The organism is Ectopseudomonas toyotomiensis (assembly GCF_017167985.1).
Classification (GTDB): Bacteria; Pseudomonadota; Gammaproteobacteria; order Pseudomonadales; family Pseudomonadaceae; genus Aquipseudomonas; species Aquipseudomonas toyotomiensis.
In genome coordinates this window covers 578,218-603,575 of record NZ_CP070505.1, presented here as the reverse complement: position 1 = coordinate 603,575, position 25,358 = coordinate 578,218, and the positions used below count along the sequence as shown (strand labels likewise).

The 25,358-nt window shown below is 63.6% G+C and carries 22 protein-coding genes; 11 read left to right on the top strand and 11 right to left on the bottom strand.

Annotated features, from left to right (window positions below; all coding sequences use genetic code 11):
- Positions 1–49 precede the first annotated feature (49 nt).
- Positions 50–1,252: a CaiB/BaiF CoA transferase family protein gene (locus tag JWV26_RS02630; RefSeq protein ID WP_206418325.1), complete on the bottom strand. Its 1,203-nt coding sequence runs from the start codon at positions 1,250–1,252 to the stop codon at positions 50–52.
- 168 nt (positions 1,253–1,420) lie between these two features.
- On the opposite strand from JWV26_RS02630, the gene JWV26_RS02625 reads away from it, so the two are divergent.
- The 7 genes from JWV26_RS02625 to JWV26_RS02595 all read left to right on the top strand — a co-directional run bounded on the left by JWV26_RS02625 (position 1,421) and on the right by JWV26_RS02595 (position 10,374).
- Entirely contained in the window at positions 1,421–2,341 is a 921-nt protein-coding gene (locus JWV26_RS02625) for a LysR family transcriptional regulator (RefSeq protein ID WP_079783222.1), read from the top strand.
- Positions 2,342–2,459: 118 nt separating this feature from the next.
- The gene (locus JWV26_RS02620) at positions 2,460–3,464 is read left to right on the top strand and encodes a TRAP transporter substrate-binding protein (RefSeq protein WP_206418324.1); all 1,005 of its coding nucleotides are present in this window, start codon (positions 2,460–2,462) and stop codon (positions 3,462–3,464) included.
- A gap of 151 nt (positions 3,465–3,615) precedes the next feature.
- Positions 3,616–4,245 (top strand): TRAP transporter small permease, encoded by a 630-nt coding sequence (locus JWV26_RS02615; protein ID WP_206418323.1) that lies wholly within the window; start codon positions 3,616–3,618, stop codon positions 4,243–4,245.
- Positions 4,242–5,525: a C4-dicarboxylate TRAP transporter large permease protein DctM gene (dctM, locus tag JWV26_RS02610; RefSeq protein ID WP_079783225.1), complete on the top strand. Its 1,284-nt coding sequence runs from the start codon at positions 4,242–4,244 to the stop codon at positions 5,523–5,525. Before JWV26_RS02615 ends, dctM begins: the two co-directional genes overlap by 4 nt.
- Before the next feature lie 221 nt (positions 5,526–5,746).
- Positions 5,747–7,708: an acetate--CoA ligase gene (gene acs / locus JWV26_RS02605; RefSeq protein ID WP_072425515.1), complete on the top strand. Its 1,962-nt coding sequence runs from the start codon at positions 5,747–5,749 to the stop codon at positions 7,706–7,708.
- Positions 7,709–7,910: 202 nt separating this feature from the next.
- Positions 7,911–9,542, top strand: a complete 1,632-nt coding sequence (locus tag JWV26_RS02600; protein WP_206418322.1) for a methyl-accepting chemotaxis protein — start codon at positions 7,911–7,913, stop codon at positions 9,540–9,542.
- A 52-nt stretch (positions 9,543–9,594) separates the two neighbouring features.
- The gene (locus tag JWV26_RS02595; RefSeq protein ID WP_074918267.1) at positions 9,595–10,374 is read left to right on the top strand and encodes an EAL domain-containing protein; all 780 of its coding nucleotides are present in this window, start codon (positions 9,595–9,597) and stop codon (positions 10,372–10,374) included.
- 86 nt (positions 10,375–10,460) lie between these two features.
- Here JWV26_RS02595 and JWV26_RS02590 read toward each other — a convergent pair whose 3' ends face one another.
- Both JWV26_RS02590 and JWV26_RS02585 read right to left on the bottom strand, forming a co-directional pair.
- Complete coding sequence (locus tag JWV26_RS02590) at positions 10,461–10,721, bottom strand: hypothetical protein (protein WP_079783228.1); 261 nt, start codon at positions 10,719–10,721, stop codon at positions 10,461–10,463.
- Entirely contained in the window at positions 10,708–11,508 is an 801-nt protein-coding gene (locus tag JWV26_RS02585; RefSeq protein WP_074918263.1) for an MlaA family lipoprotein, read from the bottom strand. The genes JWV26_RS02590 and JWV26_RS02585 overlap by 14 nt, the downstream gene beginning before the upstream one ends.
- A gap of 167 nt (positions 11,509–11,675) precedes the next feature.
- Here JWV26_RS02585 and JWV26_RS02580 point away from each other — a divergent pair, with 167 nt between their 5' ends.
- The gene (locus JWV26_RS02580; RefSeq protein ID WP_093051390.1) at positions 11,676–12,389 is read left to right on the top strand and encodes a response regulator; all 714 of its coding nucleotides are present in this window, start codon (positions 11,676–11,678) and stop codon (positions 12,387–12,389) included.
- Positions 12,386–13,741 (top strand): ATP-binding protein, encoded by a 1,356-nt coding sequence (locus JWV26_RS02575; RefSeq protein ID WP_206418321.1) that lies wholly within the window; start codon positions 12,386–12,388, stop codon positions 13,739–13,741. The genes JWV26_RS02580 and JWV26_RS02575 overlap by 4 nt, the downstream gene beginning before the upstream one ends.
- A gap of 33 nt (positions 13,742–13,774) precedes the next feature.
- Here JWV26_RS02575 and JWV26_RS02570 read toward each other — a convergent pair whose 3' ends face one another.
- A complete protein-coding gene (locus JWV26_RS02570) occupies positions 13,775–14,452 on the bottom strand; it encodes a DUF4197 domain-containing protein (RefSeq protein ID WP_196461196.1) in 678 nt (225 codons plus the stop codon).
- Between the two features lie 116 nt (positions 14,453–14,568).
- On the opposite strand from JWV26_RS02570, the gene JWV26_RS02565 reads away from it, so the two are divergent.
- On the top strand, positions 14,569–14,970 hold the full coding sequence (locus JWV26_RS02565; protein WP_206418320.1) for a hypothetical protein: 402 nt from the start codon (positions 14,569–14,571) through the stop codon (positions 14,968–14,970).
- A gap of 76 nt (positions 14,971–15,046) precedes the next feature.
- Here the strand turns inward: JWV26_RS02565 and JWV26_RS02560 are convergent, their stop codons facing one another.
- Genes JWV26_RS02560 through JWV26_RS02550 form a run of 3 tightly spaced genes read right to left on the bottom strand, consistent with a single transcriptional unit; the run spans position 15,047 to position 20,762 of the window.
- Positions 15,047–16,447 (bottom strand): efflux transporter outer membrane subunit, encoded by a 1,401-nt coding sequence (locus JWV26_RS02560; RefSeq protein WP_241201267.1) that lies wholly within the window; start codon positions 16,445–16,447, stop codon positions 15,047–15,049.
- A gap of 4 nt (positions 16,448–16,451) precedes the next feature.
- Entirely contained in the window at positions 16,452–19,586 is a 3,135-nt protein-coding gene (tmexD, locus tag JWV26_RS02555) for a multidrug efflux RND transporter permease subunit TMexD (RefSeq protein WP_206418319.1), read from the bottom strand.
- A 15-nt stretch (positions 19,587–19,601) separates the two neighbouring features.
- Positions 19,602–20,762 (bottom strand): efflux RND transporter periplasmic adaptor subunit, encoded by a 1,161-nt coding sequence (locus JWV26_RS02550; protein ID WP_206418318.1) that lies wholly within the window; start codon positions 20,760–20,762, stop codon positions 19,602–19,604.
- A 171-nt stretch (positions 20,763–20,933) separates the two neighbouring features.
- On the opposite strand from JWV26_RS02550, the gene JWV26_RS02545 reads away from it, so the two are divergent.
- The gene (locus JWV26_RS02545) at positions 20,934–21,485 is read left to right on the top strand and encodes a TetR/AcrR family transcriptional regulator (RefSeq protein ID WP_072425506.1); all 552 of its coding nucleotides are present in this window, start codon (positions 20,934–20,936) and stop codon (positions 21,483–21,485) included.
- 27 nt (positions 21,486–21,512) lie between these two features.
- Here the strand turns inward: JWV26_RS02545 and JWV26_RS02540 are convergent, their stop codons facing one another.
- The 4 genes from JWV26_RS02540 to JWV26_RS02525 form a co-directional block, all read right to left on the bottom strand.
- A complete protein-coding gene (locus tag JWV26_RS02540; RefSeq protein WP_206418317.1) occupies positions 21,513–22,211 on the bottom strand; it encodes an SDR family NAD(P)-dependent oxidoreductase in 699 nt (232 codons plus the stop codon).
- Entirely contained in the window at positions 22,208–22,741 is a 534-nt protein-coding gene (locus tag JWV26_RS02535; RefSeq protein ID WP_074918242.1) for a DUF3833 domain-containing protein, read from the bottom strand. The genes JWV26_RS02540 and JWV26_RS02535 overlap by 4 nt, the downstream gene beginning before the upstream one ends.
- 8 nt (positions 22,742–22,749) lie before the next feature.
- Positions 22,750–23,295, bottom strand: a complete 546-nt coding sequence (locus JWV26_RS02530; RefSeq protein ID WP_093050450.1) for a chalcone isomerase family protein — start codon at positions 23,293–23,295, stop codon at positions 22,750–22,752.
- A gap of 130 nt (positions 23,296–23,425) precedes the next feature.
- The gene (locus JWV26_RS02525; RefSeq protein WP_206418316.1) at positions 23,426–25,204 is read right to left on the bottom strand and encodes an acyl-CoA dehydrogenase C-terminal domain-containing protein; all 1,779 of its coding nucleotides are present in this window, start codon (positions 25,202–25,204) and stop codon (positions 23,426–23,428) included.
- Between the last annotated feature and the right edge of the window lie 154 nt (positions 25,205–25,358).

Genomic DNA, 25,358 nt, shown 5'->3' with positions numbered 1-25,358 from the left:
TAGTCGTGTAGGGTGGATGACGCTTTATCCATCCACCGCTTGCCACGGCTCAGATGATCCCGCGCTCGCGCAGGCCGGCGACCTGTTCCGCACTCAGGCCGAGGCCGGCGAGAATGTCGTCGTTGTGCTCGCCCAGTTGCGGGCCACCGGTGCCGATGCGGCCCGGCGTGCGGCTGAGCTTGGGCAGCACGCCCGGCACCTTGAGCGGGCCGACGCTGGTCTGCACCTGCTCGATCATCTGCCGCGCCAGGTAGTGCGGGTCCTGCACGATATCGGCGGCGGTGTAGGGGTAACCGGCCGGCACACGGGCGCCCTTGAGTGCTTCGATCACTTCATCGCGGCCACGCTGGGCGGTCCACTCGGCGATGGCACCGTCGATCAGTTCGGCATGCTGGCTGCGCCCGTCGTTCTGCGCCAGGCGCGGGTCGTTGCCCAGGTCGTCGCGGCCGATCAGGCTCATCAGGCGCTTGTAGATGCTGTCGCCATTACCGGCGATCAGCACGTAGCTGCCGTCGTTGCACGGGTAGGAGTTGGACGGGGTGATGCCCGGCAGGGCGCTGCCGGCCGGCTCGCGGACGTAGCCGAAGGCATCGTATTCGGGGATCAGGCTTTCCATCATGGCGAACACCGACTCGTACAGCGCCACGTCGATTTCCTGGCCTTCACCGCTACGCGCCCGCTCCTGCAGGGCCAGCAGCACGCCGATCACGCCGTACAGCGAGGACAGCGAATCGCCGATGCTGATGCCCACACGCACCGGTGCCTGGCCGGGGTAGCCGGAAAGGTGGCGCAGGCCGCCCATGGCTTCGCCGATCACGCCGAAGCCTGGCAGGTCGCGATAGGGGCCGGTCTGCCCGTAGCCGGAGATGCGCAGCATGATCAGCCGCGGGTTGATCGCCTTCAGTGCCTCATAACCCAGGCCCCAGCCTTCCAGCGTGCCGGGACGGAAGTTCTCCACCAGCACGTCGGCCTCACTCACCAGCTTGCGCACGATGTCCTGCGCTTCGGTTTGCTTCAGGTCGAGGGTCAACGAGCGCTTGTTGCGTGACTGCACGTGCCACCAGAGCGAGGTGCCGTCCTTGATCTTGCGCCACTTGCGCAACGGGTCGCCGACGCCCGGCGGCTCGATCTTGATCACGTCGGCGCCGAATTCGCCGAGCAGCTTGCTGGCGAAGGGACCGGCGATGAGCTGGCCCATCTCGATCACCTTGAGCCCCTGCAGGGCCATGTTGCTGGTGTTGTTGTGAGTCATGGCTGCACCTGATTTGCCTGTGCGTTTCTCGTGGTGCGCAGGATGGCGCAGCAGCGCGGTGCCGACAATTGCTCAATGGTCAAGCTAGGCTTCGCGTATCGCGAAGTGGCATGCTGTAAATCAGCTTTCTGGCAGCTTCGCTTCGCCAGGCACGAAATGGAGACTTTCATGCGCCGCATCGATTTCGTCACCCTCAAGCTGTTCGTCGCCATCGCCGACGAGCGCAGCCTGACCCGCGCCGCCGAGCGTGAGCACCTGGCTTTGGCGGCGGTCAGCAAACGCGTCAGCGACCTGGAAAACCAGCTGGGCATCGCGCTGCTCTATCGCCAACCCAAGGGCGTCGAACTGACCCCGGCCGGCCACGCGCTGCTGCACCATGCGCGCAACATGATGGACAACCTCGAGCAGCTCAACGCCGACCTCAGCGAGTTCAGCGAAGGGGTGAAAGGCCATGTGCGCATCCACGCCAACACCTCGGCGGTGATCGAGTTTCTGCCCGAGGATCTGGCCAGCTTCAGCCGCCTGCACCCGCAGGTGAAGATCGACCTGGAGGAGCGGGTCAGCAGCGAGACTATCCGTGCGGTGCGCGAGGGGCTGACCGATATCGGCATCTTCGCCGGGCATGTGCCGGCCGAGGACCTGCAGGTGTTCACTTACCGCCATGACCAGTTGGTGCTGGTCACCCCGCGCGAGCATCCGCTGGCCGAACGCGACGGCCTGTTCCTGCGCGAAGCGGTGAGCTACGACTTCATCGGCCTGCAGCAGGACGCGTCCTTGCACAGTCTGCTGCAACATTCGGCGCACAGTCAGGGCGTGGCCTTGCGCCTGCGCATCCAGGTACGCAGCTTCGAGGCTATCTGCCGGATGATCCACACCGGCATGGGCGTCGGTGTGTTGCCGGATCTGGCGGTGCGTACCTACCTGCCGGCGCTCGATGTGCGAGTGATCCCGTTGCACGACCCCTGGGCCCGGCGCGAACTCAAGGTGGCGGTGCGCAACCAGGACAACCTTTCGCTGACCGCGAAGCAGATGCTCGATCACCTGCGTAACAGCTCATCTGCAGAGGATGTTTCAGCGTTGCCTTCGTGAATGCCGAAGGCTCGGTTGTTCAAATGTGAATTTCAGCCTGTGGGAGTGCGGAGTAGAGTCCGGGCCAATCGACGGCGATCCGCCCTCGACGCTCAGACAAAAACAACAGGAGCCTCCCATGAAGTTTTCTTTCGTCCGTCGTGGCCTGGCCGGTGTACTCGCTGGTTGCGCACTGCTTGGCGCACTCTCGGCACACGCAGCCGATCCGATCTTGATCAAGTTTTCCCACATCACCGCTGACAGCACGCCGAAGGGCCAGGGCGCGCTGATGTTCAAGAAGCTGGTGGAGGAGCGCCTGGCCGGCAAGGTCAAGGTCGACGTCTATGCCAACTCCTCTCTGTATGGCGATGGCAAGGAAATGGAAGCCCTGCTGCTCAATGAAGTGCAGATGCTGGCGCCGGCGCCTTCCAAACTGGAGCAGTACACCAAGCAGTTGCAGCTGTTCGACATGATGTTCCTGTTCGACGACGTCGCCGCCGCGCAGCGCTTCCAGTCCTCAAGCAAGGGCAAGGCACTGCTCAAGTCGATGGAAAGCAAGGGCATCACCGGCCTGGCCTACTGGCTCAACGGCATGCGCCAGCTCACCGCCAACAAACCGCTGGTCGAGCCAAGCGATGCCCGTGGGCAGAAATTCCGCGTACAGCCGTCCGACATGCAGGCCGCGCAGTACAGCGCCCTGCGCGCGGTGCCGCGCAAGATGAGCTTCGCCGAGATCTACCAGGGCCTGCAGACCGGCGTGGTCAACGCCCAGGACAACCCCTGGTCGAACATCTACTCGCAGAAGTACTTCGAGGTACAGAAGTACATGACCGAGTCCAACCATGCCATCGGTAACTACCTGCTGATCACCAACACCCAGTTCTGGAACGGCCTGCCGGCGGATATCCGCAGCGAGCTGGAGCAGATCGTCGACGAGGTGACCGTCGAGGTGAACAAGCAGGCCGAGGCGCTGAACGCCGAGGCGCGTCAGGCCATCGTCGCTACCGGCAAGAGCGAAATCATCACCCTGACGCCCGAGCAGCGCGCCGCCTGGCGTGACGCCGTACGTCCGGCCTGGAAGAAGTTCGAGGCCGAGATCGGTGCTGACGTGATCGAGGCTGCGCAAGCCGCCAACCAACAGTGAGCCCCATGACCGCCCCGGGCCCACGCACCCGGAGCGGTCTTTCATTCGCCGTCGTCTAAGGCGGCGTTTGCCAATGACGAATATCGCGCCGGTCCAGGCTCGGTTAGATTCGTCCGACTCCTGACAATCACAAGAACCTCGCGGAGATGCCATGAACGCCTTGCGGCGCGTCTGGGAGCACTTCGAGGAAGGCTTCATTGCTTTCCTCCTGGCGGCCATGACGCTGATCACTTTCGTCTACGTGATCCTCAACAACTTCTACACCCTGTTCTATTGGCTGGGTGATGCCTTCGGCGGTAACGAGTTTCTGCTCGCTATCGGCGACTCCATTCTCGACATGGCCCAGGCGATGACCTGGAGCAATGCCCTGACCAAGGCCCTGTTCGGCTGGCTGATCTTCTTCGGCCTGGCCTACGGCGTGCGTACTGCCGGCCACATCGGTGTCGATGCCCTGGTCAAACTCGCCCCGCGCGGCGTGCAGCGCGTGATCGGTGTGATCGCCTGCTCGGCCTGCCTGGGCTATGCCGGCCTGATCGCGGTCGGCAGCTTCGACTGGGTACGCACCCTGTTCATTGCCGGCATCGGTGCCGAAGACCTCGGCCACTACGGCGTGCAGCAATGGCATATCGGCATGATCGTGCCGTTCGGCTACGCCATGGTGTTCATCCGCTTCCTGGAAATCCTCGTCCGTATCCTGCGCAACGAGCAGACCGGCCTCGGCCTGGCTGACGAAGCCGCCGATGCGCTGAAAATCAATGAGCACGAGGAGCCCAAGCAATGACCGTTCTGTTCCTCTTCCTGCTGCTGTTCTTGCTGATGTTCATCGGCGTGCCGATCGCCGCGTCGCTCGGCCTGGCCGGCTCGATCACCATCATGCTGTTCAGCCCCGACTCGGTGCGCTCGCTGGCGATCAAGCTGTTCGAGACTTCCGAGCACTACACCCTGCTGGCGATCCCGTTCTTCCTGCTCTCCGGTGCCTTCATGACCACCGGTGGCGTGGCGCGTCGCCTGATCGACTTCGCCAACGCCTGCGTCGGTCACATCCGTGGCGGCCTGGCCATCGGTGCGGTGCTGGCGTGCATGCTGTTCGCTGCGCTGTCCGGCTCCTCGCCGGCAACCGTGGCTGCGGTGGGCTCCATCGCCATCGCCGGCATGGTGCGCTCCGGTTACCCGCAGGCGTTTGGCGCCGGCATCGTGTGTAACGCCGGTACCCTGGGCATCCTGATTCCGCCGTCGATCGTGATGGTGGTGTACGCCGCCGCCACCGAGCAGTCGGTGGGCAAGCTGTTCATGGCCGGGGTGATCCCGGGCGTGATGCTCGGCCTGGTGCTGATGATCGCGATCTACATCGTCGCGCGCATCAAGAAGCTGCCGGCACTGCCGCGTGCCAGCTTCCGCGAATGGCTGCGTGCTGCACGTGAGGCGTTCTGGGGCCTGCTGCTGATGGTGATCATCCTCGGCGGTATCTACACCGGCATGTTCACCCCGACCGAGGCTGCGGCCGTGGCGGCGGTGTACGCCGGCTTCGTCGCCCTGTTCGTGTACAAGGACCTGACCATCCGCGAGTGCCCGAAGGTGCTGCTGGAGTCCGGCAAGCTGACCATCATGCTGATGTTCATCATTGCCAACGCCATGCTCTTCGCCCACGTGCTGACCACCGAGCAGATCCCGCAACAGATCACTGCCTGGGTGGTGGACCTGGGCCTGCAGCCTTGGCAGTTCCTGCTGGTGGTGAACATCGTGCTGCTGATCGCCGGTGCCTTCATGGAGCCGTCGGCGATCATCCTGATCCTGGCGCCGATCCTCTTCCCGATCGCCATGCAGCTGGGCATCGACCCGATCCACCTGGGCATCATCATGGTGGTGAACATGGAGATCGGTCTGATCACGCCACCGGTGGGGCTGAACCTGTTCGTCACCTCGGCGGTGACGGGCATGCCACTGACGGCGGTGATCCGCGCCGCGCTGCCATGGCTGATGCTGCTGATCAGCTTCCTGATGGTGATTACCTACATCCCGGCCGTTTCCATGGCGCTGCCGAACTGGCTGGGGATGAGCTAGGCAGCCGTCGATACCGCGTCTACCTCTGCGCCCGGCCTTGTGCCGGGCTTTTTTGCTTCGTCGCGACATATCCATGACGCTGTCGAATTGGCTCGGCAGGCGCCATGCAGGGCCTCGAGACCATGGTCTTAGAGCGGTAAGACCATGGTCGAATGGCCTCACGAAGGGTCGGGGGATACAAAAGGCACCATACAAAAACAACTCCCCGTCGAGGTGATTTCATGAGTGCTGCGTCTCTTTACCCTGTGCGTCCCGAAGTGGCCGCGCGGACCCTCACTGACGAGGCCACCTACAAGGCCATGTACCAACAGTCCGTGGTCAACCCCGAGGGTTTCTGGCGCGAGCAGGGCAAGCGGATCGACTGGATCAAGCCTTACAACAAGGTCAAGCAGACCACCTTCGACGATCACCACGTCGACATCAAGTGGTTCGCCGACGGCACCCTGAACGTCTCCTACAACTGCCTCGACCGTCACCTGGAAGAGCGCGGCGACCAGATCGCGATCATCTGGGAAGGTGACGATCCGTCCGAGCACCGGGAAATCACCTACCGCGAACTGCACGAACAAGTGTGCAAGTTCGCCAACGCCCTGCGCGGCCAGGACGTGCACCGTGGCGACGTGGTGACCATCTACATGCCGATGATCCCGGAAGCCGTGGTGGCCATGCTGGCCTGTGCACGGATCGGCGCAATCCACTCCGTGGTATTCGGTGGTTTCTCGCCGGAGGCACTGGCCGGGCGCATCATCGATTGCCAGTCCAAGGTGGTGATCACCGCTGACGAAGGGCTGCGTGGCGGCAAGAAAGTTCCGCTCAAGGCCAACGTCGACGACGCCTTGACCAACCCCGAGACCCGCAGCATCCAGAAGGTCATCGTGGTGCAGCGCACCGGTTCCGAAATCAAGTGGAACCAGCACCGTGACATCTGGTACGAAGACCTGATGAAGGTGGCAGGCAGCGTCTGCGCACCCAAGGAAATGGGCGCTGAAGAAGCCCTGTTCATCCTCTACACCTCCGGTTCCACCGGCAAGCCCAAGGGTGTATTGCACACCACCGGCGGCTACCTGGTATACGCCTCGCTGACCCATGAGCGCGTGTTCGACTACCGTCCGGGCGAGGTGTTCTGGTGCACCGCCGATATCGGTTGGGTCACTGGCCACACCTACCTGGTCTATGGCCCGCTGGCCAACGGCGCTACCACCGTGATGTTCGAAGGTGTACCGAACTATCCGGACGTTTCGCGCGTTGCCAAGATCGTCGACAAGCACAAGGTCAACATCCTCTACACCGCCCCGACCGCCATTCGCGCCATGATGGCCGAGGGCAAGGCCGCGGTCGAAGGCGCCGATGGTTCCAGCCTGCGTCTGCTCGGTTCGGTCGGTGAGCCGATCAACCCGGAAGCCTGGCAGTGGTATTACGAAAACGTCGGTCAGAGCCGTTGCCCGATCGTCGACACCTGGTGGCAGACTGAAACAGGTGCCTGCCTGATGACCCCGCTGCCGGGTGCCCATGGCCTCAAGCCGGGCTCCGCTGCACGTCCGTTCTTCGGCGTACAGCCGGCGCTGGTGGACAACCTGGGCAACATCATCGAAGGTGCTGCCGAAGGCAACCTGGTGATCATCGATTCCTGGCCGGGTCAGGCACGTACCCTGTACGGCGACCATGACCGCTTTGTCGACACCTACTTCAAGACCTTCCGTGGCATGTACTTCACCGGTGACGGTGCGCGCCGCGACGAAGACGGTTACTGGTGGATCACCGGCCGCGTCGACGACGTGCTCAACGTCTCCGGCCACCGCATGGGCACCGCCGAGATCGAGAGCGCCATGGTCGCCCACCCGAAAGTGGCCGAGGCTGCAGTGGTCGGTGTACCGCACGACATCAAAGGGCAGGGCATCTACGTCTACGTCACCCTCAATGCGGGCGAGGAAGCATCGGAGCAACTGCGTCAGGAGCTGCGTAACTGGGTGCGCAAGGAGATCGGCCCGATCGCCACGCCGGACGTGATCCAGTGGGCGCCGGGCCTGCCGAAGACCCGCTCGGGCAAGATAATGCGCCGTATCCTGCGCAAGATCGCTACCGCCGAATACGATTCCCTCGGCGACATCTCCACGCTGGCCGATCCTGGCGTGGTGCAGCACCTCATCGACACGCATCGCCAGATGCAAGCCGCCTGCGCCTGATCGGCAACGGCAACCGAAAGCCCCGCCCGGCCACAAGCCCGGCGGGGCTTTTCATTTCCGGATGTCAGGATTTGTTTGTAGTTGTACAGAATATTTTATTTGTACAATTATTGTATCGATATGCATAATGGCGCAGTGCCAGTCGGTGCAGTCGAATGACGCACCTCTGTCCGTTCATTCCTGACGACTCAGAGGTCTCCCAATGCTTGCCAATCTCAACATCTCCCAGAAGCTGTACGCGGGGTTCGGTGTCGTTCTGCTGATCATTCTGGTGCTGGTGCTGTCCACCTGGCGTGGCTTCGACCAGGTCGAGCGTGCGGTGCGGCTGAATATTCACACCTATGACGTGATCAACGAATCTGCCGATCTGCTGGCCAACCTGATCAATATCGAAACCGGTGCGCGGGGATTCGTCATTACCGGACGAGACCAGTTTCTCGGCCCTATGGAGTCCGGCGAGAGAGATTTCCAGGCGCATATGGCGCAACTGCGCCAACTGACCAGGGACAATCCTGCTCAGCAGCGCCGCCTCAGTAAACTGCAGGCCTTGCATGATCAATGGCTGGGTGAAGACATCAACGGCAATCTGGAATTGCGCCGCCAGGTGAGCGCCGGCACGCAGCGTTTCGATGCCCTGATCGACCGGGTTTCGTCAGGTGGCGCCAAGGTCAAGATGGATGCCATGCGCCGCATCTTGAGCGAGATCCAGAGCGAGGAGCGTGCACTGCTGGAGCAGCGCACGGCGTCGATGAATGCTGCCAAGTCCGAGTCGCTGATGATCTTGCTGGTCGGTGGGCTGATCGCTGCGGTGCTCGCCATTAGCGTGGCCTTCCTTCTCTCGCACAGTATTGCCGGGCGTTTGCGGCAGGTGGTGGAGGTGGCGCGCAATGTTGCCCAGGGGCGCCTCGACTCGGATATCGAGCGGGCCGGCCGTGACGAGATCGGTGTGCTGCTGGATGCTTTCGCCACCATGCAGGAGCGGCTGCGCGAGATGATCGGTCAGATCCGTGCCGGCGCTGTGCAGTTGGTTGAAGCTGCGCAGAACATCTCCAGTGCTTCCACGCAGTTGTCGGTTTCCACCCAGGAGCAGTCGCAGGCTGCTTCGAGCATGGCGGCGACGGTGGAGGAGCTGACCGTGAGCATCAATCACGTCGCCGACAACGCCAACGAGGCGCATGGGCTGTCCAGCGACTCGGGCAGGCAGTCGGCCGAGGGCGGTGCGGTGATCCAGGAAACCCTCGCCAGCATGCAGCGCATCGCTGACACGGTGCAGGGTGCAGCGGCGCAGATCGCCGAGCTCGGCCAGCATTCGGATCAGATCTCCTCGATCGTCAACGTGATCAAGGAAATCGCCGACCAGACCAACCTGCTGGCGCTCAATGCCGCCATCGAGGCGGCGCGGGCCGGGGAGCAGGGCCGCGGCTTCGCCGTGGTAGCCGACGAGGTACGCCTGCTGGCGCAGCGCACCGCCAACTCGACCCAGGAGATCACCGAGATGATCAAGAAGATTCAACTGGGCACGCGCAGTGCGGTGAGCAATATGGAAGTCGGTGTGCAGCAGGTCAACGGCGGGGTGGTGCAGGCCAGTCAGGCCGGTGATGCCATCGTCACCATTCGCCAGGCTTCCGCCAGCGTGGTCGGTGTGGTCGATCAGATCTCCATGGCGCTGCGTGAGCAGACGGTCGCCAGTCAGGACGTGGCGCGCAATGTCGAGCGTATCGCACAGATGTCGATGGAAAACAGTGAGGCAGTGGCCGAGACATCGCGTACTGCACAAGGTTTGCAGCAACTGGCGTTGTCGCTGGAAAAACAGGTGGCTTCCTTCCGCTTTTGACTAGGCTGACAAATGGGGAAGTCTCCACGTCTTGTTCTATAAGGAAGCGCCTATGGGTATTGTCAGCCAGAGCATCTTTCCTCAGCCATTTCGGGCTGTGGGTTGCGCCGAATGCCGTAACGCCGAGGCCCTGGGTTTCGATTTCACAATGGCTTTTCAACTGATCGTCGATATCGAGCAGCAGCGGCCGTTCGCCTATGAAGCCCTGGTGCGGGGCTGCAATGGCGAATCCGCCGCGGAAGTGCTCGGACGGGTCAATGATGGCAACCGCTACCGTTTCGATCAGGCCTGCCGGGTCAAGGCCATCGAGCAGGCCGCCAAGCTCGGGTTGCTCGATATTCCGGATTGCCTGCTCAGCATCAATTTCCTGCCCAATGCGGTGTATCGCGCCGAGACCTGCATTCGTGCCACGCTGGAAGCGGCGCAGCGCTTTGACTTCCCGCGCGAGCGGCTGATGTTCGAGGTGACCGAGGGCGAGCAGATCCATGATGCCGAGCACCTCAAGCGGATCTTCGCCGAGTACGGCAAGCAGGGCTTCACCACCGCCATCGACGATTTTGGTGCGGGCTACTCCGGGCTCAATCTGCTGGCCGAGTTTCAGCCGCACGTACTCAAGCTGGACATGGCCCTGACCCGTGGCATCGATCAGGACCCGGTGCGCCAGGCCATCGTCGCCGGTATCGTGCTGGTCGCGCAGCGCCTGGGCATCCGCATCATCGCCGAGGGCATCGAAAGTGTTGGTGAGCGTGATGCGCTGATCGAGCTTGGTATCCGCTACATGCAGGGCTTTTTCTTCGCCAGGCCTGCGTTGGACAGACTCTGCTGCGTCTGATGAAGCGTGAGATTGGCATGGGCAGGTGTTGCGGCACCTACCCGGCCACTTGGCTGCGTCCTGCGAGTTGATAAGGCTGCAGTGCTTCACCCGTCGGGATTAGCCCGGGGCGGTAAGCGTTGGCTGTGCAGAATCATCCAGCGCAGCAGATCAGTTAGCCTGACCTGGTGATGGCTGACCATTTCCCATTGCGTGCATTCGCTGACGTACAGCTCCACGTAACGACTGAGCACCAGATGGCGGCGGTCATCGCTCAGACGCAAATCGACCTCCCGGCAGTGCAGCGATAGCGAGTCGGGATTCCTGATCCGCTGATAGAGCAGCAGGGAGTCTTCAGTTCTGCTCATCGACCATTTCCGCTTCGCAGTTAACGGGCGCTTCCAGTGCGGCGCCGAGCTTGCCTTCCGCGACGAACTGCGCGCGGCGTTCGGCCACGGTATCGCGAAGGGCCGCGTAGTAGTCAGGCTGCCGTTGCAGCGCGTCGGTCATGGGCAGACGCTGCGCACGACCGTCGACCGTGCCGCCGACAGTACTGACGGTGCCGAGTGTATCCAGGGTATCGCTGTTGCTGCCGAACGGGTCTATGGCAAAACCCAGTACACGCCCGGTGGCGTCGCGCAGGTTGGACGTACCGAACAGCGGCAGCTCGACGATGGGGCCGTCGGCGATATTCCATACGCCGAAGGTCTGGCCGAAATCGGCTCGGTGACGCTCCAGGCCAAATCGGCTCGACACATCGATCAGCCCCACCACCCCCACCGTGCTGTTGGTAATGAAGCGCGTGGCCGTGACCATCGAGCGCTTGGGGTTGCCCTGCAGTAGATCGTTGATGAACACCATCGGCTCGCCGAAGTTGGCCGCGAAGTTATGCACGCCGCTCTGGGCGAAGTCAGGCAACTGTCGGTAACCCCGTGCAACGGGGGCGAGCAGGTAATCGTCGAGCGCTCGGTTGACCACGAATATGCCGCGGTTGATCGATTCGGCTGGGTCGTTCACCACTTGGTCCGGCGTGGTGATGCAGCCCGCCGAGTCGATTACCGGTGCTGGGTTACTGGCACAACCACTGGCCAGCAGCATGGTCATGGCGAGCGTGATAGGGCGCGCGGCAGGGGATGCGAACGTTGTGACGGACATGCGGAACACCTCGATAGGAAACTGCGCCGAGGCTGCCAAGGCATTTTTGCTTGGGAATGTCCGCAATGTTGCGAACACGAAGCTTTATTGCCGGATTGAAATATATGACGGCAGGCGTTCGATGGTTTTAGATAGGCGCTCACAAACGCATCGAGGGTGTGCTGGCCGTGAGTCGCTTGTTGCTGGTGGACGACGACACCGAAGTTCTTGCTCTGCTGAAGAAGTTTCTCGAACAGCATGGCTATAGCGTGGACGTTGCCACTGACGGACAGGCGCTGTGGCGCGCGCTCGAGCGGCAACTGCCGGATCTGGTGATCCTCGACGTGATGCTGCCGGGCGACAGTGGCCTGGTGTTGTGTCAGCGCCTGCGCAGCGAGCACTCGATGGCGATCATCATGCTGACGGCGATGAGCGAGCTGAGTGACCGGGTAGTGGGGCTGGAACTGGGCGCCGACGACTACCTGAGCAAACCCTTCGATGCCCGTGAATTGCTGGCGCGGGTGCGGGCGGTGTTGCGCCGTACAGGCGAGGTACGCAGCGTACTGCATGAGCGGCCACGGCCGGTCCTGGAGTTCGCTGGCTGGCAGCTCGACGTGACCCGCCGCGAGCTGCGCTCACCGGACAAAGTCCTGATTCCGCTTTCGGCTGGCGAGTTCGAACTGCTGCTGGTGCTCGCCGAGCATCCGCAGCGTGTACTGAGTCGTCAGCAACTACTCGACATGGCGCGCGGTGAAGCCTATGACGCTTTCGATCGTAGCGTCGACGTGCAGGTCAGTCGGCTACGACGCAAGCTTGACGCCGAGCCCTCGCGCAGTTCGATGATTCGTACCATCCGTCATATCGGTTATCTCTTCACGCCCAATGTGGTGGTGAAACGATGAGATGGCTGGCGCGCCTCAAGGGTGGTGTCTGGCTGACGCGGGACACCGTCGCACGCTGGATCGCCCTGACCACCCTGGCCTCGATGCTGACTGCTTTGCTGCTGAGTGCGTTGTTCAGTCTGCTGGCTGGCGTATGGGCACGACCGCCATTGCTGGAGGCGGGGTTGATGGAGCGCATGGCCAGCATTGCCCGGATTGCCGATGCGCTACCGCCCGAGCAGCGGCAGAAGGCGGCTGATGCCGCTGGCGATGAAGCCTTCAACGCCCGATGGTTACGGCAGCACAGTGATGCTCAGCTTCCGGCGATCGATGACGCTGCTTTTCGCTACGGCTCTGACTTGTTGCAGCAGTTATTGCAGCGGCCGCAGGCCAGGATCGAGGCCTATGAGCCGAAGGACTGGCCGTCGCCGCGTGACGAAAGCCGTTACGTGTTGATGATCGAACTGTCCGACGACAGCTGGATGGAGTTCTCCACACCATCACGCGTCTGGGGGCTGGAGAGGGTGCCGCGCAGTCTGGTGTATCTGGTCTTGATGATGACCTCGACCCTCATCGTGGCACTGGTGGCCGCACGCTATCTGGCTGCTCCGCTGGAGCGCTTCGCGCAGGGGGCACGGCGTTTCGGCGTGGACTTCAGGGCGCCGCCGATAACCCCGGAGGGGCCTCAGGAAATCCGTCAGGTCATCGTTGCGTTCAATGCCATGCAGTCGCGGTTACGGCACTTTCTCGATGATCGTACGCAGATGCTGGCGGCCATCTCCCATGATCTGCGCGCACCGCTGACGCGCATGCGGCTGCGGGGCGAGTTCATCGAGGATGCGGAGCAGCAGGCGAAGTTGTTCAGCGACGTTGATGAAATGCAGGCCATGGTCAACTCGGCGCTGGATTTCTTTCGTGACGAGGCTCGCCTCGAAACGGCGACAGCTTTCGACCTGAGTGAGTTGCTGCATACCATCATCGATGACTTCAAGGATGCCGGCGTTGAGGTAGCGATTCAGGTGCCCAGGCGCCAGGTGTATGTCGGTCGGCCGATCGCGATCAAACGTATGCTGGTCAACCTGCTGGAGAACGCCGTCAGATACGGACGTGAGCCGCAGGTGATGCTGCAGGCCGATGACGAGGGTGTTGAAATTCGCGTGCTCAACCGTGGGCCGGGTATTCCCGTGGAGCAGCAGGAGGCTGTATTCGCGCCGTTCTACCGTCTGGAGGCCTCACGCAACAAGCACACTGGCGGGGTCGGCCTGGGGTTGTCGGCTGCGCGCGCCATGGTGCTGGAGCACGGCGGCTGTCTGAGCCTGGGCAACAGGGCGGAGGGTGGATTGGAAGTGCGGGTGACGCTGCCATTCGCCTAGCATGGCGGCGGAGAACATCCGCCGCCAGGGTGTTCAGAGCGCGCCGAATACTTTCTTAGCCAGGCTGGTAGCGGCACCGGCCGGGTTCTGACGGATGCTGGCTTCCTGCTTGGCAATCATTTCGAACAGGCCGTCGAGTGCCTGTTCGGTGACGTAGCTTTCCACCGTGCTGCTCTTGGCGTCGACCACGCCAAAGCTGGCGGCCTGGCCGGCGAAGGCGTTGTACTGCTGGGCCAGACCGACCTGGTCGGTGGCCTGCTTGACGATGGGCAGGAATTTGGCGCGGATCTGCTCGCGGCTGCTCTTGTTCAGGTATTGGGTGGCCGAGTCCTGCGGGCCGCTGAGAATCGACTTGGCGTCGGCCACGGTCATCTTCTTCACGGCGTCGACCAGCAGCGCCTGGGCCTGTGGCACCGCAGCCTCGGCGGCCTTGTTCATGCTCGCTTCGAGCTGATCGACCTGGGCGCCCATGCCCATCATCTTCATGGTCTTGGCCGCCTTGCCGAGTTTGCCGGGCAGCTCGATGCGCACGTCCGGGTTGTTGCTGAAGCCGCCGGGCGTGCCCAGTTGCTTGACGGCCACCTGGGCGCCCTGGATCAGCGCGTCCTTGAGGCCGCCACTGGCGTCCTGCTGGCTCAGGTCGGAGAGGGACAGGGCGAAGACGTTGGCCGAAAGCAGCAGGCCAGCGACGAACGTGGTGAGGCGCAGCATGGTGTTCATCCTTGCATCGGGGGAAATGCTGTGAGCTTAACGGAGTCTGCAGCGTAGGCAAGCCAAGCGATGGGCGTGGATGGGCAGCGCGCATGGCTATGGCTATGATCAGGACCATGAATTCACCATTGCCCCTGCGTACTCCCTGCCCACCGGGTGCCTGCGACTGCCAGCGCGACGAGCTGCTGGACAGGCCGGGCGCCGACACGCGTATCCTGCTGCTGACCCGCAGCGAGGAGCAGCGCCTGCTAGAGCGCCTGGAAAACCTACAGAGCCTGGAAGACCTCGAGCGCATGCAGCAACGCATGCTCGAGCAGTTGGGCATTCGCCTGCACATCGAGCCAGCCCATGGCGAGGTACGCAGCATGCGCGGCATCCACATGCATTTCGATGCCCACCCGGGGTTGTGTCGCAAGACGCGGCAGAGCATCCCGGCAGCGATCCGCCGGGCCATGGAGAAAAGGCCGGAAATTGCCTGGCGTCTGCTCGACGCCAACGATCTGCTGGGGGCTGGTTAGGTCGAATACGCTTCGGATCGAAAACGACAAGGCCACGCTGATGCGTGGCCTTGTCGTTTGTGGCGCTGGGCGGCGGCTAGCGCTGCCAGCCGCCGCCCAGCGCCCTGAATAGGTCGGCCAGCGCCAGTTGGCGCTCGGTGCTGATCTGGGTCAGCGTGGTCTGGTCGTTGAAGCTGCTGCGCTGGGCATCCAGGTAGCGCAGGTGGTCATCCACACCGCCTCTGTAGCGAGCTTCAGCCAGGGCTTCGGCCGCTCGGCTGGATTCGGCCAGGGCACGCCGCGCGGTTTCTTCGCGGCGCAGCGTGTCGGTGGCGGCGAGGGCGTCGGCGACTTCGCGGAAGGCGGTCTGGATGGTGCCTTCGTAGTCGGCCACGGCGGCGTCCTGGCGCACTTCGGCGAGATCCAGGTTGGCGCGGTTGCGGCCGCCAGCGAAGATCGGCAGCGACAGCGTCGGGGCGAAGCTCCAGGCCCGCGAGCCGCCCTCGAACAGCCCGGACAGCTCTGTGCTGGAACTGCCCACCGAGCCGGTCAGGGTGATGCGCGGGAAGAACGCCGCACGGGCCGCACCGATATCGGCATTGCGTGCCTTGAGGCGATGTTCGCTGGCAAGAATGTCGGGGCGACGCTCGATCAGTTCCGAGCTGGTGCCGGGGGCGATGTCTTGCAGCACCATCAGCTCGTCGCGTGGGGTCGACGGCAACAGTCGCTCGGCGTCTGGCGTGCCGAGCAGCAGCGCCAGAGCGTTGTCCGCCTGGCGCAGCTGGCGCTCGGTACTTTCTCGCTCGGCCCTGGCCTGCTCGGCGAGGCCGACCGCTTCCTGGTAATCCAGGGCGGTGGCGGCGCCGACTTCGCGGCGTCTGCTGACCAGCTCCAGCGAGGCCAGGCGGCTGTCCAGGGTCTGTTCCACCAGCGCCTTGCGCCGTAGTGCGCCATCGCGGGTCAGGTAGGCCTGGATCACTTCGGCAATCAGGCTGATCTGCGTGGCGCGGGTCGCTTCCTCGGTGGCCAGGTAGGTTTCCAGTGCAGACTCCGACAGATTGCGCACGCGGCCGAACAGGTCGACTTCGTACTCGGCCAGGCCGAGGCCGACCTGATAGACGCTGGTGACCTCCGAGCGGCCGGTTTGCGACTGATCTGCCGGCAAGCGCTGGCGGTTGCCGCTGACATTGGCATTGAGCGACGGCAGACGGTCGGCGCGCTGGATGCGGTACTGCGCACGCGCCGCCTCGATATCCAGCAGCGCCTGGCGCAGGCTGCGGTTGTTGTTCAGTGCGGTATCCACCGCGCGGCGCAGGTCGGCATCGACGATGAAGGTCTGCCAGTCCAGCGCTTGCGCGCGGGTGCCATTGGCGTCGGCCACCTGCCAGTCGGCTGCGACCGGCGCCTCTGGCCGCTCGTAATGAGGTGCCAGAGAACAGCCGCCGAGGGCGACGGCCAGGGTCAGCAGAGCGGGGCGCAGCATGAGGTGAGAGGTCATCGCATTACTCCGCTTTATGCAGGGGATGGTTGTCGGTTTGCTGAGGTTTGGTACGCAGCAGCGACAGCACCCAGACGAAGAAGATCGGCACGAAGATCACCCCGAGCATGGTCGCGCTGAGCATGCCGCCCAGTACGCCGGTACCCAGTGCGCGCTGGCTGGCGGCGCCGGCGCCGGTGGCGATGGCCAGCGGTACCACGCCGAGCATGAAGGCCATGGAGGTCATGATGATCGGGCGGAAACGAAGGCGTGCTGCTTCGATGGCGGCATCGCGCAACGAGTAGCCGTCTTCCCACAGATCCTTGGCGAACTCGACGATGAGGATGGCGTTCTTCGCCGCCAGGCCGATCACGGTGATCAGGCCGACCTTGAAGTAGACGTCGTTGGGCAGGCCGATGGCGGTCACCGCCAGCACCGCGCCGAGGGCGCCGACCGGCACGATGAGCATCACGCTCAGCGGGATCGCCCAGCTCTCGTAGAGGGCCACCAGCAGCAGGAACACCACGGTGATGGCCAGGGCGAAGAGCATCACTGCCTGGCCACTGGCGACCCGCTCCTGATACGACAGGCCGGTCCACTCATAACCGATGCCTTCCGGAAGCTCGGCGGCGATGCGCTCCAGTTCGGCCATGGCCTCGCCGGTGCTGACGCCAGGGGCGGCGTCGCCGGCGATGCGGATCGACGGATAACCGTTGTAGCGGGCGATCTGCACCGGACCTTCTTCCCACTGCGTGGTGACGAAGGCGCTCAGTGGTACCAGCCCACCGCTGTCGTTGGGTACGTGCAGCCGGAGCACGCTTTCCGGGGTCATCCGTTCAGCCTGCTCGGCCTGCACCACCACGCGTTGCTGGCGACCTGCGTTGGCGAAGTCGTTGATCACCGAGGAGCCGAAGGCGGTGGACAGTGCGCTGCTCACCGACTCGAAGCTCACACCGAGGGTACGTGCCTGTTCGCGGTCGATGACCAGGCGCAACTGCGGCGCCTCGGCCAGACCTTCCATCATGGCGTAGAGGAACTTCGGATTGCCGTTGACCTTGCCCAGCACCTCGTCGCGTGCGGCGAGCAGGGCGTCGCGGCCGAGACCTGCACGGTCCTGCAGACGCAGGGCGAAGCCGCCGGAGTTGCCCAGGCCTTCGATCGGCGGTGGCGGCACGGCCATCATGGCGCCGTCGTCGAGGTTGGCGAAGTGCTGGTTGACCGCTGCCGATTCGGCCTCCGGTGATTGGGTGGAGTCACGCTCCGACCAGTCCTTGAGCAGCGGGAAGGCGATGGCGGCGTTCTCGCCCATGCCAGAGAAGCTGAAGCCGAGCACCAGGAAGGAGGTCTCGATGGCTTCGCGGGCCATCAGGAATTCTTCCAGTTCCTCGCCGGCTGCCGAGGTGCGCTCACGTGTGGCGCCCGGTGGTAGCTGGATGTCGACGATCATGTAGCCCTGGTCTTCGACCGGTACGAAGGATTCCGGCAGGCGCAGGTAGAAAAAGCCCATCAGCACCACGATGCCCAGGTAGACGAACATGAGGCGGCCTGCGCGTGGCACCAGTTTGCCGTTGAGCGCGGTGTAGCGCCCGGTCAAGCGAGTGAACAGGCGATTGAAAGCGCCGAAGAAGCCGCTCTTCTCGTGATGCCCCTGTGGGATGGGCTTGAGAATCGTCGCGCACAGCGCCGGGGTGAAGGTCAGGGCCAGGAAGCCGGAGAACAGAATCGACACCGCCAGCGACAGCGAGAACTGCTGGTAGATCACGCCGACCGAACCGGACATGAAGGCCAGCGGCAGGAACACCGCCGACAGCACCAGGGTAATGCCGATGATCGCCCCGGATACCTGGCCCATCGCCTTGATGGTCGCCGGAACTGGCGCCAGGCCTTCCTCGGCCATGATCCGCTCGACGTTCTCCACTACCACGATGGCATCGTCGACCAGGATGCCGATGGCCAGAACCATGCCGAACATGGTCATCATGTTCACCGAGAAGCCCAGCAGGTACATGAAGGTCAGGGTGCCGAGCAGGCACACCGGCACCACGATGGACGGGATCAGGGTGTAGCGCACGTTCTGCAGGAACAGGAACATCACCAGGAACACCAGCACCATGGCCTCGACCAGGGTCATGATGACCTTGTCGATGGCCACGTCGACGAAGCGCGAGGTGTCGTAAGGCACCGAGAACTCGACGTTGTCCGGGAAGTTCACCGACAGTTCGGTCAGGCGCTGTTTCACCGCCTCGGCGGTCTGGATGGCGTTGGCACCGGGCGACAGCTGCACGGCGGCGGCGACGGCGGGCTTGCCGTCCTGGCGCGAACCGAAGTTGTAGTCCTGGCTGCCGACCTCGATGCGCGCCACGTCGCCCAGGGTCAGGCGCGAGCCGTCCTGGTTGGCGCGCAGCACGATGGCGGCGAATTCATCCGGGTTGTCCAGGGTGCCCTTGACCGCCAGGGTGGCAGTCAGTTGCTGCTCGCTGGAGCCTGGCGTGCTGCCGAAGGCGCCGGCCGGCACCTGCACGTTCTGCGCGCGGATGGCGTTGTTCACGTCGTCGATCGACAGGCCGTAGCCGACCAGCTTCTGCGGGTCGATCCATACGCGCATGGCGGCTTCGGAGGCGAAGAACTGCAGCTTGCCGACGCCTGGGACGCGACGGATCTCGTTGTTGATGTTGCGCGCGGCGTAGTCGGCCAGCGCCGTGGTGTTGTCGTTCTTGCCGCCATCCTTGTAGCTCAGCGCGTAGATCAGCAGGAAGCCCGCCGTGGCCTGCTCGGTCTGGATGCCCAGGGTGAGCACGGCCTGCGGCATGCGTGCCTCGGCTTTCTTCAGGCGGTTCTGCACGTCGACCTGGGCCAGTTCGGGGTCAGTGCCCGGCTGGAAGGTGACGGTGATCTCGGCGATGCCGTTGGCGTTGCTGGTGGACTCGAAGTACAGCAGGTTCTTCGCACCGTTGAGCTCTTCCTCGATGACGCTGGTCACCGAGTCGGTCAGTACCTGCGCCGAGGCGCCCGGATAGGTGGCGGTCACGGTGATCTGCGGCGGCGCCACGTTGGGGTACTGCGCTACCGGCAGGAACGGGATGGCCAGCAGGCCGGCCAGCGAGATGAACAGGGCGACCACCCAGGCGAAATTGGGGCGCCGTATGAAAAACAGGGACATGGGGTTCTCTCCGGCTTACTGCGCCTGGGATTGTGGAGCGTGCGCGTCAGCTTCCTCGCGCGGCACGACCTTGGCGCCGGGCTTGATGGCAGCCAGCGAGCTGGTGATCACCTTTTCGCCGGCCGCGAGGCCTTCGGCGATCAGCCAGCGTGAGCCGTGCATGGCGCCGGTGGTGACCTGGCGAACCTCGACGGTGTCGTCTTCGCCCAGCAGCATCACGCTGGCCTGGCCGTCGGCAGCACGCTGCACGGCACGCTGCGGCACCAGGATGGCGTTCTGGTTCAGCCCCTGCGGCGTCAGCACACGCACGTACATGCCCGGCAGCAGCACGCCTTGCGGGTTGTCGAAGCGGCCGCGCAGGGCGATCTGGCCGGTGCTGCGATCCACCGAGATATCGGTGAATAGCAGGGTGCCTTTGCTCTCGATATCGGTGCCATCGACGCGCAGCGACAAGGGCTGATCGGCTGCACCGGCAACCTTGCCATCGGCGATGGCGGCGCGCAGACGCAGGGCATCGGCGGCCGGCTGGGTGAAGTCGGCGTAGACCGGGTCGAGCTGCTGAATGCGGGCGAGCAGGGTGGCCTCACCCTGGCCGACCAGCGCGCCTTCGGTCACCTGGGCGCGGCCGATGCGTCCGGCAATGGGCGCGCGCACTTCGGCATAACCCAGATCCAGCCGCGCGGTTTCCACGCTGGCTTGTGCCGAGCGCTTGTCGGCCTGGGCGCTTTGCAGGGCAGCCTTGGCGACATCGAAGTCCTGCTTGCTGACCGCATCGATCTTCACCAGTGGCTCGTAGCGCTTGACCGTGGCCTGCGCCTGGAACAGCTGCGCCTCGGCGCGGGCCAGTTCGCCCTGAGCACGCGACAGGGCGGCCTTGAACGGTGCCGGGTCGATCTGGAACAGCAGGTCGCCGGCCTTGACGTCGGCGCCTTCCTCGAAGGTGCGTTTGAGCACGATGCCGGCGACCCGGGCGCGTACTTCGGCGACCCGCACCGGCTCGATTCGGCCTGGCAGTTCGGCGATCACGGTGAACGGCTCGGTCTTGACGGTCAGCACGTCGACCTCGCGTGGTGGCGCCTCACCCCCTCCTTGCTCGCCTTTGTCGCAGCCGGCCAGGCCGATTGCCGCCAGTAGAGCGACCACTGAAAAAACGTAACGTCCGCGAATTGTGCTCATGCTGTCACCTGGAGTGAGATCCATTTTCCTTGAAAGGCGCGAATGATCATGCTTTGGCTAAAATGAGTCAATATTGACTCATATGGATCTTATGTGAGCAAAATTGTAAGTCCCCGTTGAGTCTGGGGACTTTTTCTGCACAATGCGCGCTGCTCAAGCGGAGGGCCTGCGATGTCCAATGATGAAAAACTGCTCAAGGCCCTGGCTGTTGCCATCGTCGATCGCCCGCGGGCGACGCTGAAAGATCTGGCCGAAGCCGCGGGCGTCAGCAAGGCCACCTTGCATCGTTTCTGTGGCACGCGTGACAGCCTGATCGAGCGCCTGATGAATCACAGTCAGGCAGCGCTCAACCAGGTGATCGAAGACGCCGACCTGCAGGTCGCCGATGTGGCGCAGGCATTGCGCAACCTGATCGAGAATCACCTCAGACACCGCGAGTTGCTGGTGTTCATGATCTTCCAGTACCGCCCCGACAGTCTCGACCCGGACCAGGACGGGGCACGCTGGATCGCCTACACCGATGCATTGGACAGCTTCTTCCTGCGTGGCCAGCAGGAGGGGTACTTTCGCATCGACATCACCGCCGAGCTGTTGACCGAACTGTTCGTATCGCTGATCTATGGCATGGTCGATGCCGAGCGCCGTGGTCGCGCCGCCAGTGCGCGTTCACTGGCGGTGCTGGAGCAGTTCTTTCTCAAGGGCGCCGGCCAGCCGCGCCCCTGATGCGCAAGCCACCCTGGTTGGCTGTTGTCACCAGGGCAAGGGCTGGCCGTCGTAGGCGTGGAAGCTGCCGCTGTGCTCGGGCCCCAGACCGTCGATCACTTGCAGCATTTCAGCGGCGGCCTGTTCGGCCGGGCGTGCAGCTACCGCGCCACGGAAGGGCTGTGACAAGGGTGAAATTACCGTGCCGGGGTGCAGGCTGAGCAGGCGTGCCTTGGGCTTGCTGCGTGCCAGCTCGATCGCGGCGGTCTTGATCAGCATGTTCAGCGCCGCCTTGGACGCTCGGTAGGCGTACCAACCACCGAGGCGGTTGTCGCCGATGCTGCCGACCTTGGCCGAAAGCATGGCCATGGCGCCCTGTTTGTCGAGCAGTGGCAGGAAGTGGCGCAGCACCAGAGCCGGCCCCAGCGCATTGACTTGGAATATCGCCTGCAGTGCATCGGCTTCGATCGCCGCCAGGCTTTTCTCCGGCGCTATGCCCGTGCGATGTAGCAGTCCGGCCGTGTGCAGGATCAACTGATACGGCCCTTCGTCCGCCAAGGCTGCTGCGGCTTCGGCGATGCTGGTGGGAGCTTCGAGATCGAGCGCCGGTGAGCTGCTACGGCTCAGCTCACGTACGCCGGCGCAGTTGGGGTCGGCGCGCAGCAACTGACAGAAGGCCTGGCCGATGGTGCCGCTGGCGCCAATCACTAGAGCCTTGTAGCCGTTGCCCAGGCTGTGCAGGGTCATGGCTGAGCGGCGCCACGGCGGAAGAACAGCGTGACCTGACCGAGTTCGATGCCGAACTTGCTCATGACCGAGCGATTGATCAGGGTGTCGTCGTCCATCAGGTACATCCAGTCATCGAAGTAAACGACATAGGTCGTATCGTCCACAGGCAGGTTGAGGTGGTAACGCCAACGCAGGGCGTTGCCGGCCACTTCGCCTATGGCTTCGCCGACCACGTCGTCCGCGGTGCCGATCCAGCGTCCCGTACCGTCGGGCGTCAGCGTCCAGACCCGGCGCTGGCGGGTGCCGTCGCTGTACAGGAAACGCTCATCGAGGATCAGCTTGTCGCCCTCGCGGCGACTCTGGATATCGACGTGAAAGCGCTTGATCACTTCGCCGGAGCGGTCCTGGAACATGCCCCAGGCTTGCACCGGCCCGGAGAAGTAGGTGGGCAGATCCAGCACGGGTTTCTCGTTGGCGTAACGTTCGACCGGGACCTGGCCGCAGCTGATCAGCAGCAGGCTGCTCAGCACAATCAATAGGGCTTTCATGCGATACCTCAGGGGTTGAGACCGAGCAATGCCGCGCGCAGCTTCGGGCTGCGGGTCTGCGGATCGAGCCAGATGGAGAAGAAGGCGCGGGCGAACTCTTGATCGTCGATGACGTGCTGCAGTTTGCCGTCGACGTAGAAGCGACAGCCCTGGTCGGGCAGGAATACGCCGGTGATGCGTGTGCCATCCTTCACATCGACGAACGCCTGGCTCATCTGCTGCGTCCACTCGCTCTGCTGTTCGCGGTCGAGGGGTTGGCCGTTGATCCGGCGTATTTCGTCGAGACTGGTTTCGACCAGGGTTTCCCGGCTGATGGTGCGCCTGTAGGTCAGCTCCAGGGCGAAGGGCTGGGAGAAATTCACCTGCTGCGCCGGGCTCCATAGCTTGGCGTTGTAGACCGAGAAACCGAACCAGCTGAAATCACCGCTGCCGACCAGCTCGGCCTGCGGTAGCTGTTCACGCCAGCCGCTCTGGTTGTTGGCTTGCACCGAGGTGCTGGCAAGTGCCAGCGTCAGCAGCAGGGCCGAACAGAGGCGTGATGTCAGGGCTGCCATGAGTCATCCCTCCGCAGTTGCAGTTGGCCGCGGCCATCGAATGGCCGCGGGTAGCCAATAAAAAAATCCGACAACCAAAAAGGGGAGAGGTGGGTTGTCGGATTGCGCAGCTTGTCAGTACCGCCTGCGATCAGGCGGCGAACTCCTCGTCAGTGAACGCCATCAGTGTCGCCTTGCCTGCCTTGATCTCGCTGAGCAGGGCGTCGGTTTCTGGCAGGATGCGGGCCATGAAGAAATCGGCGGACTTGATCTTGGCCGCATAGAAATGGGTTTCCGAACTGCCGGCATCGAGTTGGCGCTGGGCCAGCTGGGCTTGTTGCGACCACAACCAGGCCAGGCTGGTCAGGCCGAACAGGCGCAGATAGGGCGTCGCCGCTGCCGCAGCCTGCTCCGGGTCCTTGCTGCCTTCGCTGGCCAGCCACAGGGTGGCCTGCTGCAGTTGCTTCAATGCCTGGGTCACCGCAGTGGCATGCGGGGCATCGGCATTGTTCTTGAGCCAGCCTTCGACCAGGGCGAAGAACGCGCGCACGGCGCGACCGCCTCCGAGTGCGAGCTTGCGACCAACCAGATCGAGCGCCTGGATGCCGTTGGTGCCTTCGTAGATACGGGTGATGCGGCTGTCGCGCACCAGTTGCTCGATCCCCCAGTCTTCGGTGAAACCGGAGCCGCCCAGCACCTGCAGGCCTTCGTTGGCGCAGGTGAAGCCTTCATCGGTGAGGAAGGCCTTCACCACCGGTGTGAGCAATTGCACCAGATCGTCGGCGCGGCTGCGCGTTTCGGCATCTTCGGCGCCGTGGGCGATGTCCTGCTGCAGGCCGGCGAAGTAAGCGAGGGCGCGGCAGCCTTCGATCATCACCTTCTGCCGCAGCAGCATGCGCCGTACGTCCGGGTGCACGGTGATCGGGTCGGCCGGTTTGTCGGCGGCCTTGGGCCCGGAGATGGAGCGGCTCTGCAAGCGTTCGCGAGCGAAGCCCAGGGCGATCTGGTAGGCGCTTTCGGCCACGCCCAGACCCTGCATGCCGACCATCAGGCGCGCCGAGTTCATCATGGTGAACATGCAGCTCAGGCCCTTGTTCGGCTCGCCGATCAGCCAACCCTTGGCACCTTCGAAATTCATCACGCAGGTGGCCGAGCCCTTGATGCCCATCTTGTGCTCCAGGCCGCCACAGAAGGCCGGGTTGCGGCTGCCGTCCTCCAGTACCTTGGGCACGAGGAACAGGGAGATACCTTTGACGCTGTCCGGTGCGTCCGGCAGCTTGGCCAGCACCAGGTGGACGATGTTGTCGACCAGGTCGTGCTCGCCGCCGGTGATCCAGATCTTGGTGCCGGTGATGGCGTAGCTGCCATCGGCCTGCGGCACGGCGCGGGTGCGAATCAGGCCGAGATCAGTACCGCATTGCGCTTCGGTCAGGCACATGGTGCCGGTCCACTCGCCGCTTATCAGGCGCGGCAGGTAGGTCGCCTGCTGCTCGGGCGTGCCATGGCTGGTCAGGGCGTTGATGGCGCCATGGGTCAGGCCGGGGTACATGCCGAGCGACAGGTTGGCCGAGCAGGTCATCTCCTCGACCAGCATGTTGAGTACGTGGGGCAGGCCCTGGCCGCCGAACCGAGGCGTGCAGGCCAGTGCCGTCCAGCCGCCTTCGGCGAACTGCTGATAGGCGGTCTTGAAACCGTCGGGGGTGCGCACGCTGTGGGTCTGCGGGTCGTACTGGCAGCCCTGCTTGTCACCGGGGCCATTGAGGGGGGCGAGTACGTTCTCGGCCAGCTTGGCCGCTTCTTCGAGAATTGCGCCGCCGAGGTCGGCAGTGAACTCACGCTGTTCGGGCAGCGTTTGCAGCAGGGTATAGGCGTCGAGCAATTCTTCGAACACAAAGCGCATGTCACGTAGCGGGGCACGGTAGGACGGCATGTCGATTTACCTAAAGCTATACAATAATTACTTGTGTACAGTTTTTGTATAGCTGTTTGCCTTTCTTTGCAAGCCCTTTCGTGCACGTTCGTGCAATGGCTGCCGAGTCACGCCGGCGCTTGTGCAGGCTGTACAGGTTTTGCCGGCCCTGAAA

What these genes read in the sequence shown, in the direction of transcription:
- acs (WP_072425515.1), top strand. Translation starts at nt 5,747, where the DNA reads ATGAGTGCTGCGTCTCTTTACCCTGTGCGTCCCGAAGTGGCCGCGCGG.
- JWV26_RS02625 (WP_079783222.1), top strand. Translation starts at nt 1,421, where the DNA reads ATGCGCCGCATCGATTTCGTCACCCTCAAGCTGTTCGTCGCCATCGCC.
- JWV26_RS02550 (WP_206418318.1), bottom strand. Translation starts at nt 20,762, where the DNA reads ATGAGCACAATTCGCGGACGTTACGTTTTTTCAGTGGTCGCTCTACTG.
- JWV26_RS02530 (WP_093050450.1), bottom strand. Translation starts at nt 23,295, where the DNA reads ATGGCAGCCCTGACATCACGCCTCTGTTCGGCCCTGCTGCTGACGCTG.
- JWV26_RS02565 (WP_206418320.1), top strand. Translation starts at nt 14,569, where the DNA reads ATGAATTCACCATTGCCCCTGCGTACTCCCTGCCCACCGGGTGCCTGC.
- JWV26_RS02620 (WP_206418324.1), top strand. Translation starts at nt 2,460, where the DNA reads ATGAAGTTTTCTTTCGTCCGTCGTGGCCTGGCCGGTGTACTCGCTGGT.
- JWV26_RS02585 (WP_074918263.1), bottom strand. Translation starts at nt 11,508, where the DNA reads ATGTCCGTCACAACGTTCGCATCCCCTGCCGCGCGCCCTATCACGCTC.
- JWV26_RS02570 (WP_196461196.1), bottom strand. Translation starts at nt 14,452, where the DNA reads ATGCTGCGCCTCACCACGTTCGTCGCTGGCCTGCTGCTTTCGGCCAAC.
- JWV26_RS02615 (WP_206418323.1), top strand. Translation starts at nt 3,616, where the DNA reads ATGAACGCCTTGCGGCGCGTCTGGGAGCACTTCGAGGAAGGCTTCATT.
- JWV26_RS02595 (WP_074918267.1), top strand. Translation starts at nt 9,595, where the DNA reads ATGGGTATTGTCAGCCAGAGCATCTTTCCTCAGCCATTTCGGGCTGTG.
- dctM (WP_079783225.1), top strand. Translation starts at nt 4,242, where the DNA reads ATGACCGTTCTGTTCCTCTTCCTGCTGCTGTTCTTGCTGATGTTCATC.
- JWV26_RS02560 (WP_241201267.1), bottom strand. Translation starts at nt 16,447, where the DNA reads ATGACCTCTCACCTCATGCTGCGCCCCGCTCTGCTGACCCTGGCCGTC.
- JWV26_RS02630 (WP_206418325.1), bottom strand. Translation starts at nt 1,252, where the DNA reads ATGACTCACAACAACACCAGCAACATGGCCCTGCAGGGGCTCAAGGTG.
- JWV26_RS02545 (WP_072425506.1), top strand. Translation starts at nt 20,934, where the DNA reads ATGTCCAATGATGAAAAACTGCTCAAGGCCCTGGCTGTTGCCATCGTC.
- JWV26_RS02535 (WP_074918242.1), bottom strand. Translation starts at nt 22,741, where the DNA reads ATGAAAGCCCTATTGATTGTGCTGAGCAGCCTGCTGCTGATCAGCTGC.
- JWV26_RS02525 (WP_206418316.1), bottom strand. Translation starts at nt 25,204, where the DNA reads ATGCCGTCCTACCGTGCCCCGCTACGTGACATGCGCTTTGTGTTCGAA.
- JWV26_RS02600 (WP_206418322.1), top strand. Translation starts at nt 7,911, where the DNA reads ATGCTTGCCAATCTCAACATCTCCCAGAAGCTGTACGCGGGGTTCGGT.
- JWV26_RS02590 (WP_079783228.1), bottom strand. Translation starts at nt 10,721, where the DNA reads ATGAGCAGAACTGAAGACTCCCTGCTGCTCTATCAGCGGATCAGGAAT.
- tmexD (WP_206418319.1), bottom strand. Translation starts at nt 19,586, where the DNA reads ATGTCCCTGTTTTTCATACGGCGCCCCAATTTCGCCTGGGTGGTCGCC.
- JWV26_RS02575 (WP_206418321.1), top strand. Translation starts at nt 12,386, where the DNA reads ATGAGATGGCTGGCGCGCCTCAAGGGTGGTGTCTGGCTGACGCGGGAC.
- JWV26_RS02540 (WP_206418317.1), bottom strand. Translation starts at nt 22,211, where the DNA reads ATGACCCTGCACAGCCTGGGCAACGGCTACAAGGCTCTAGTGATTGGC.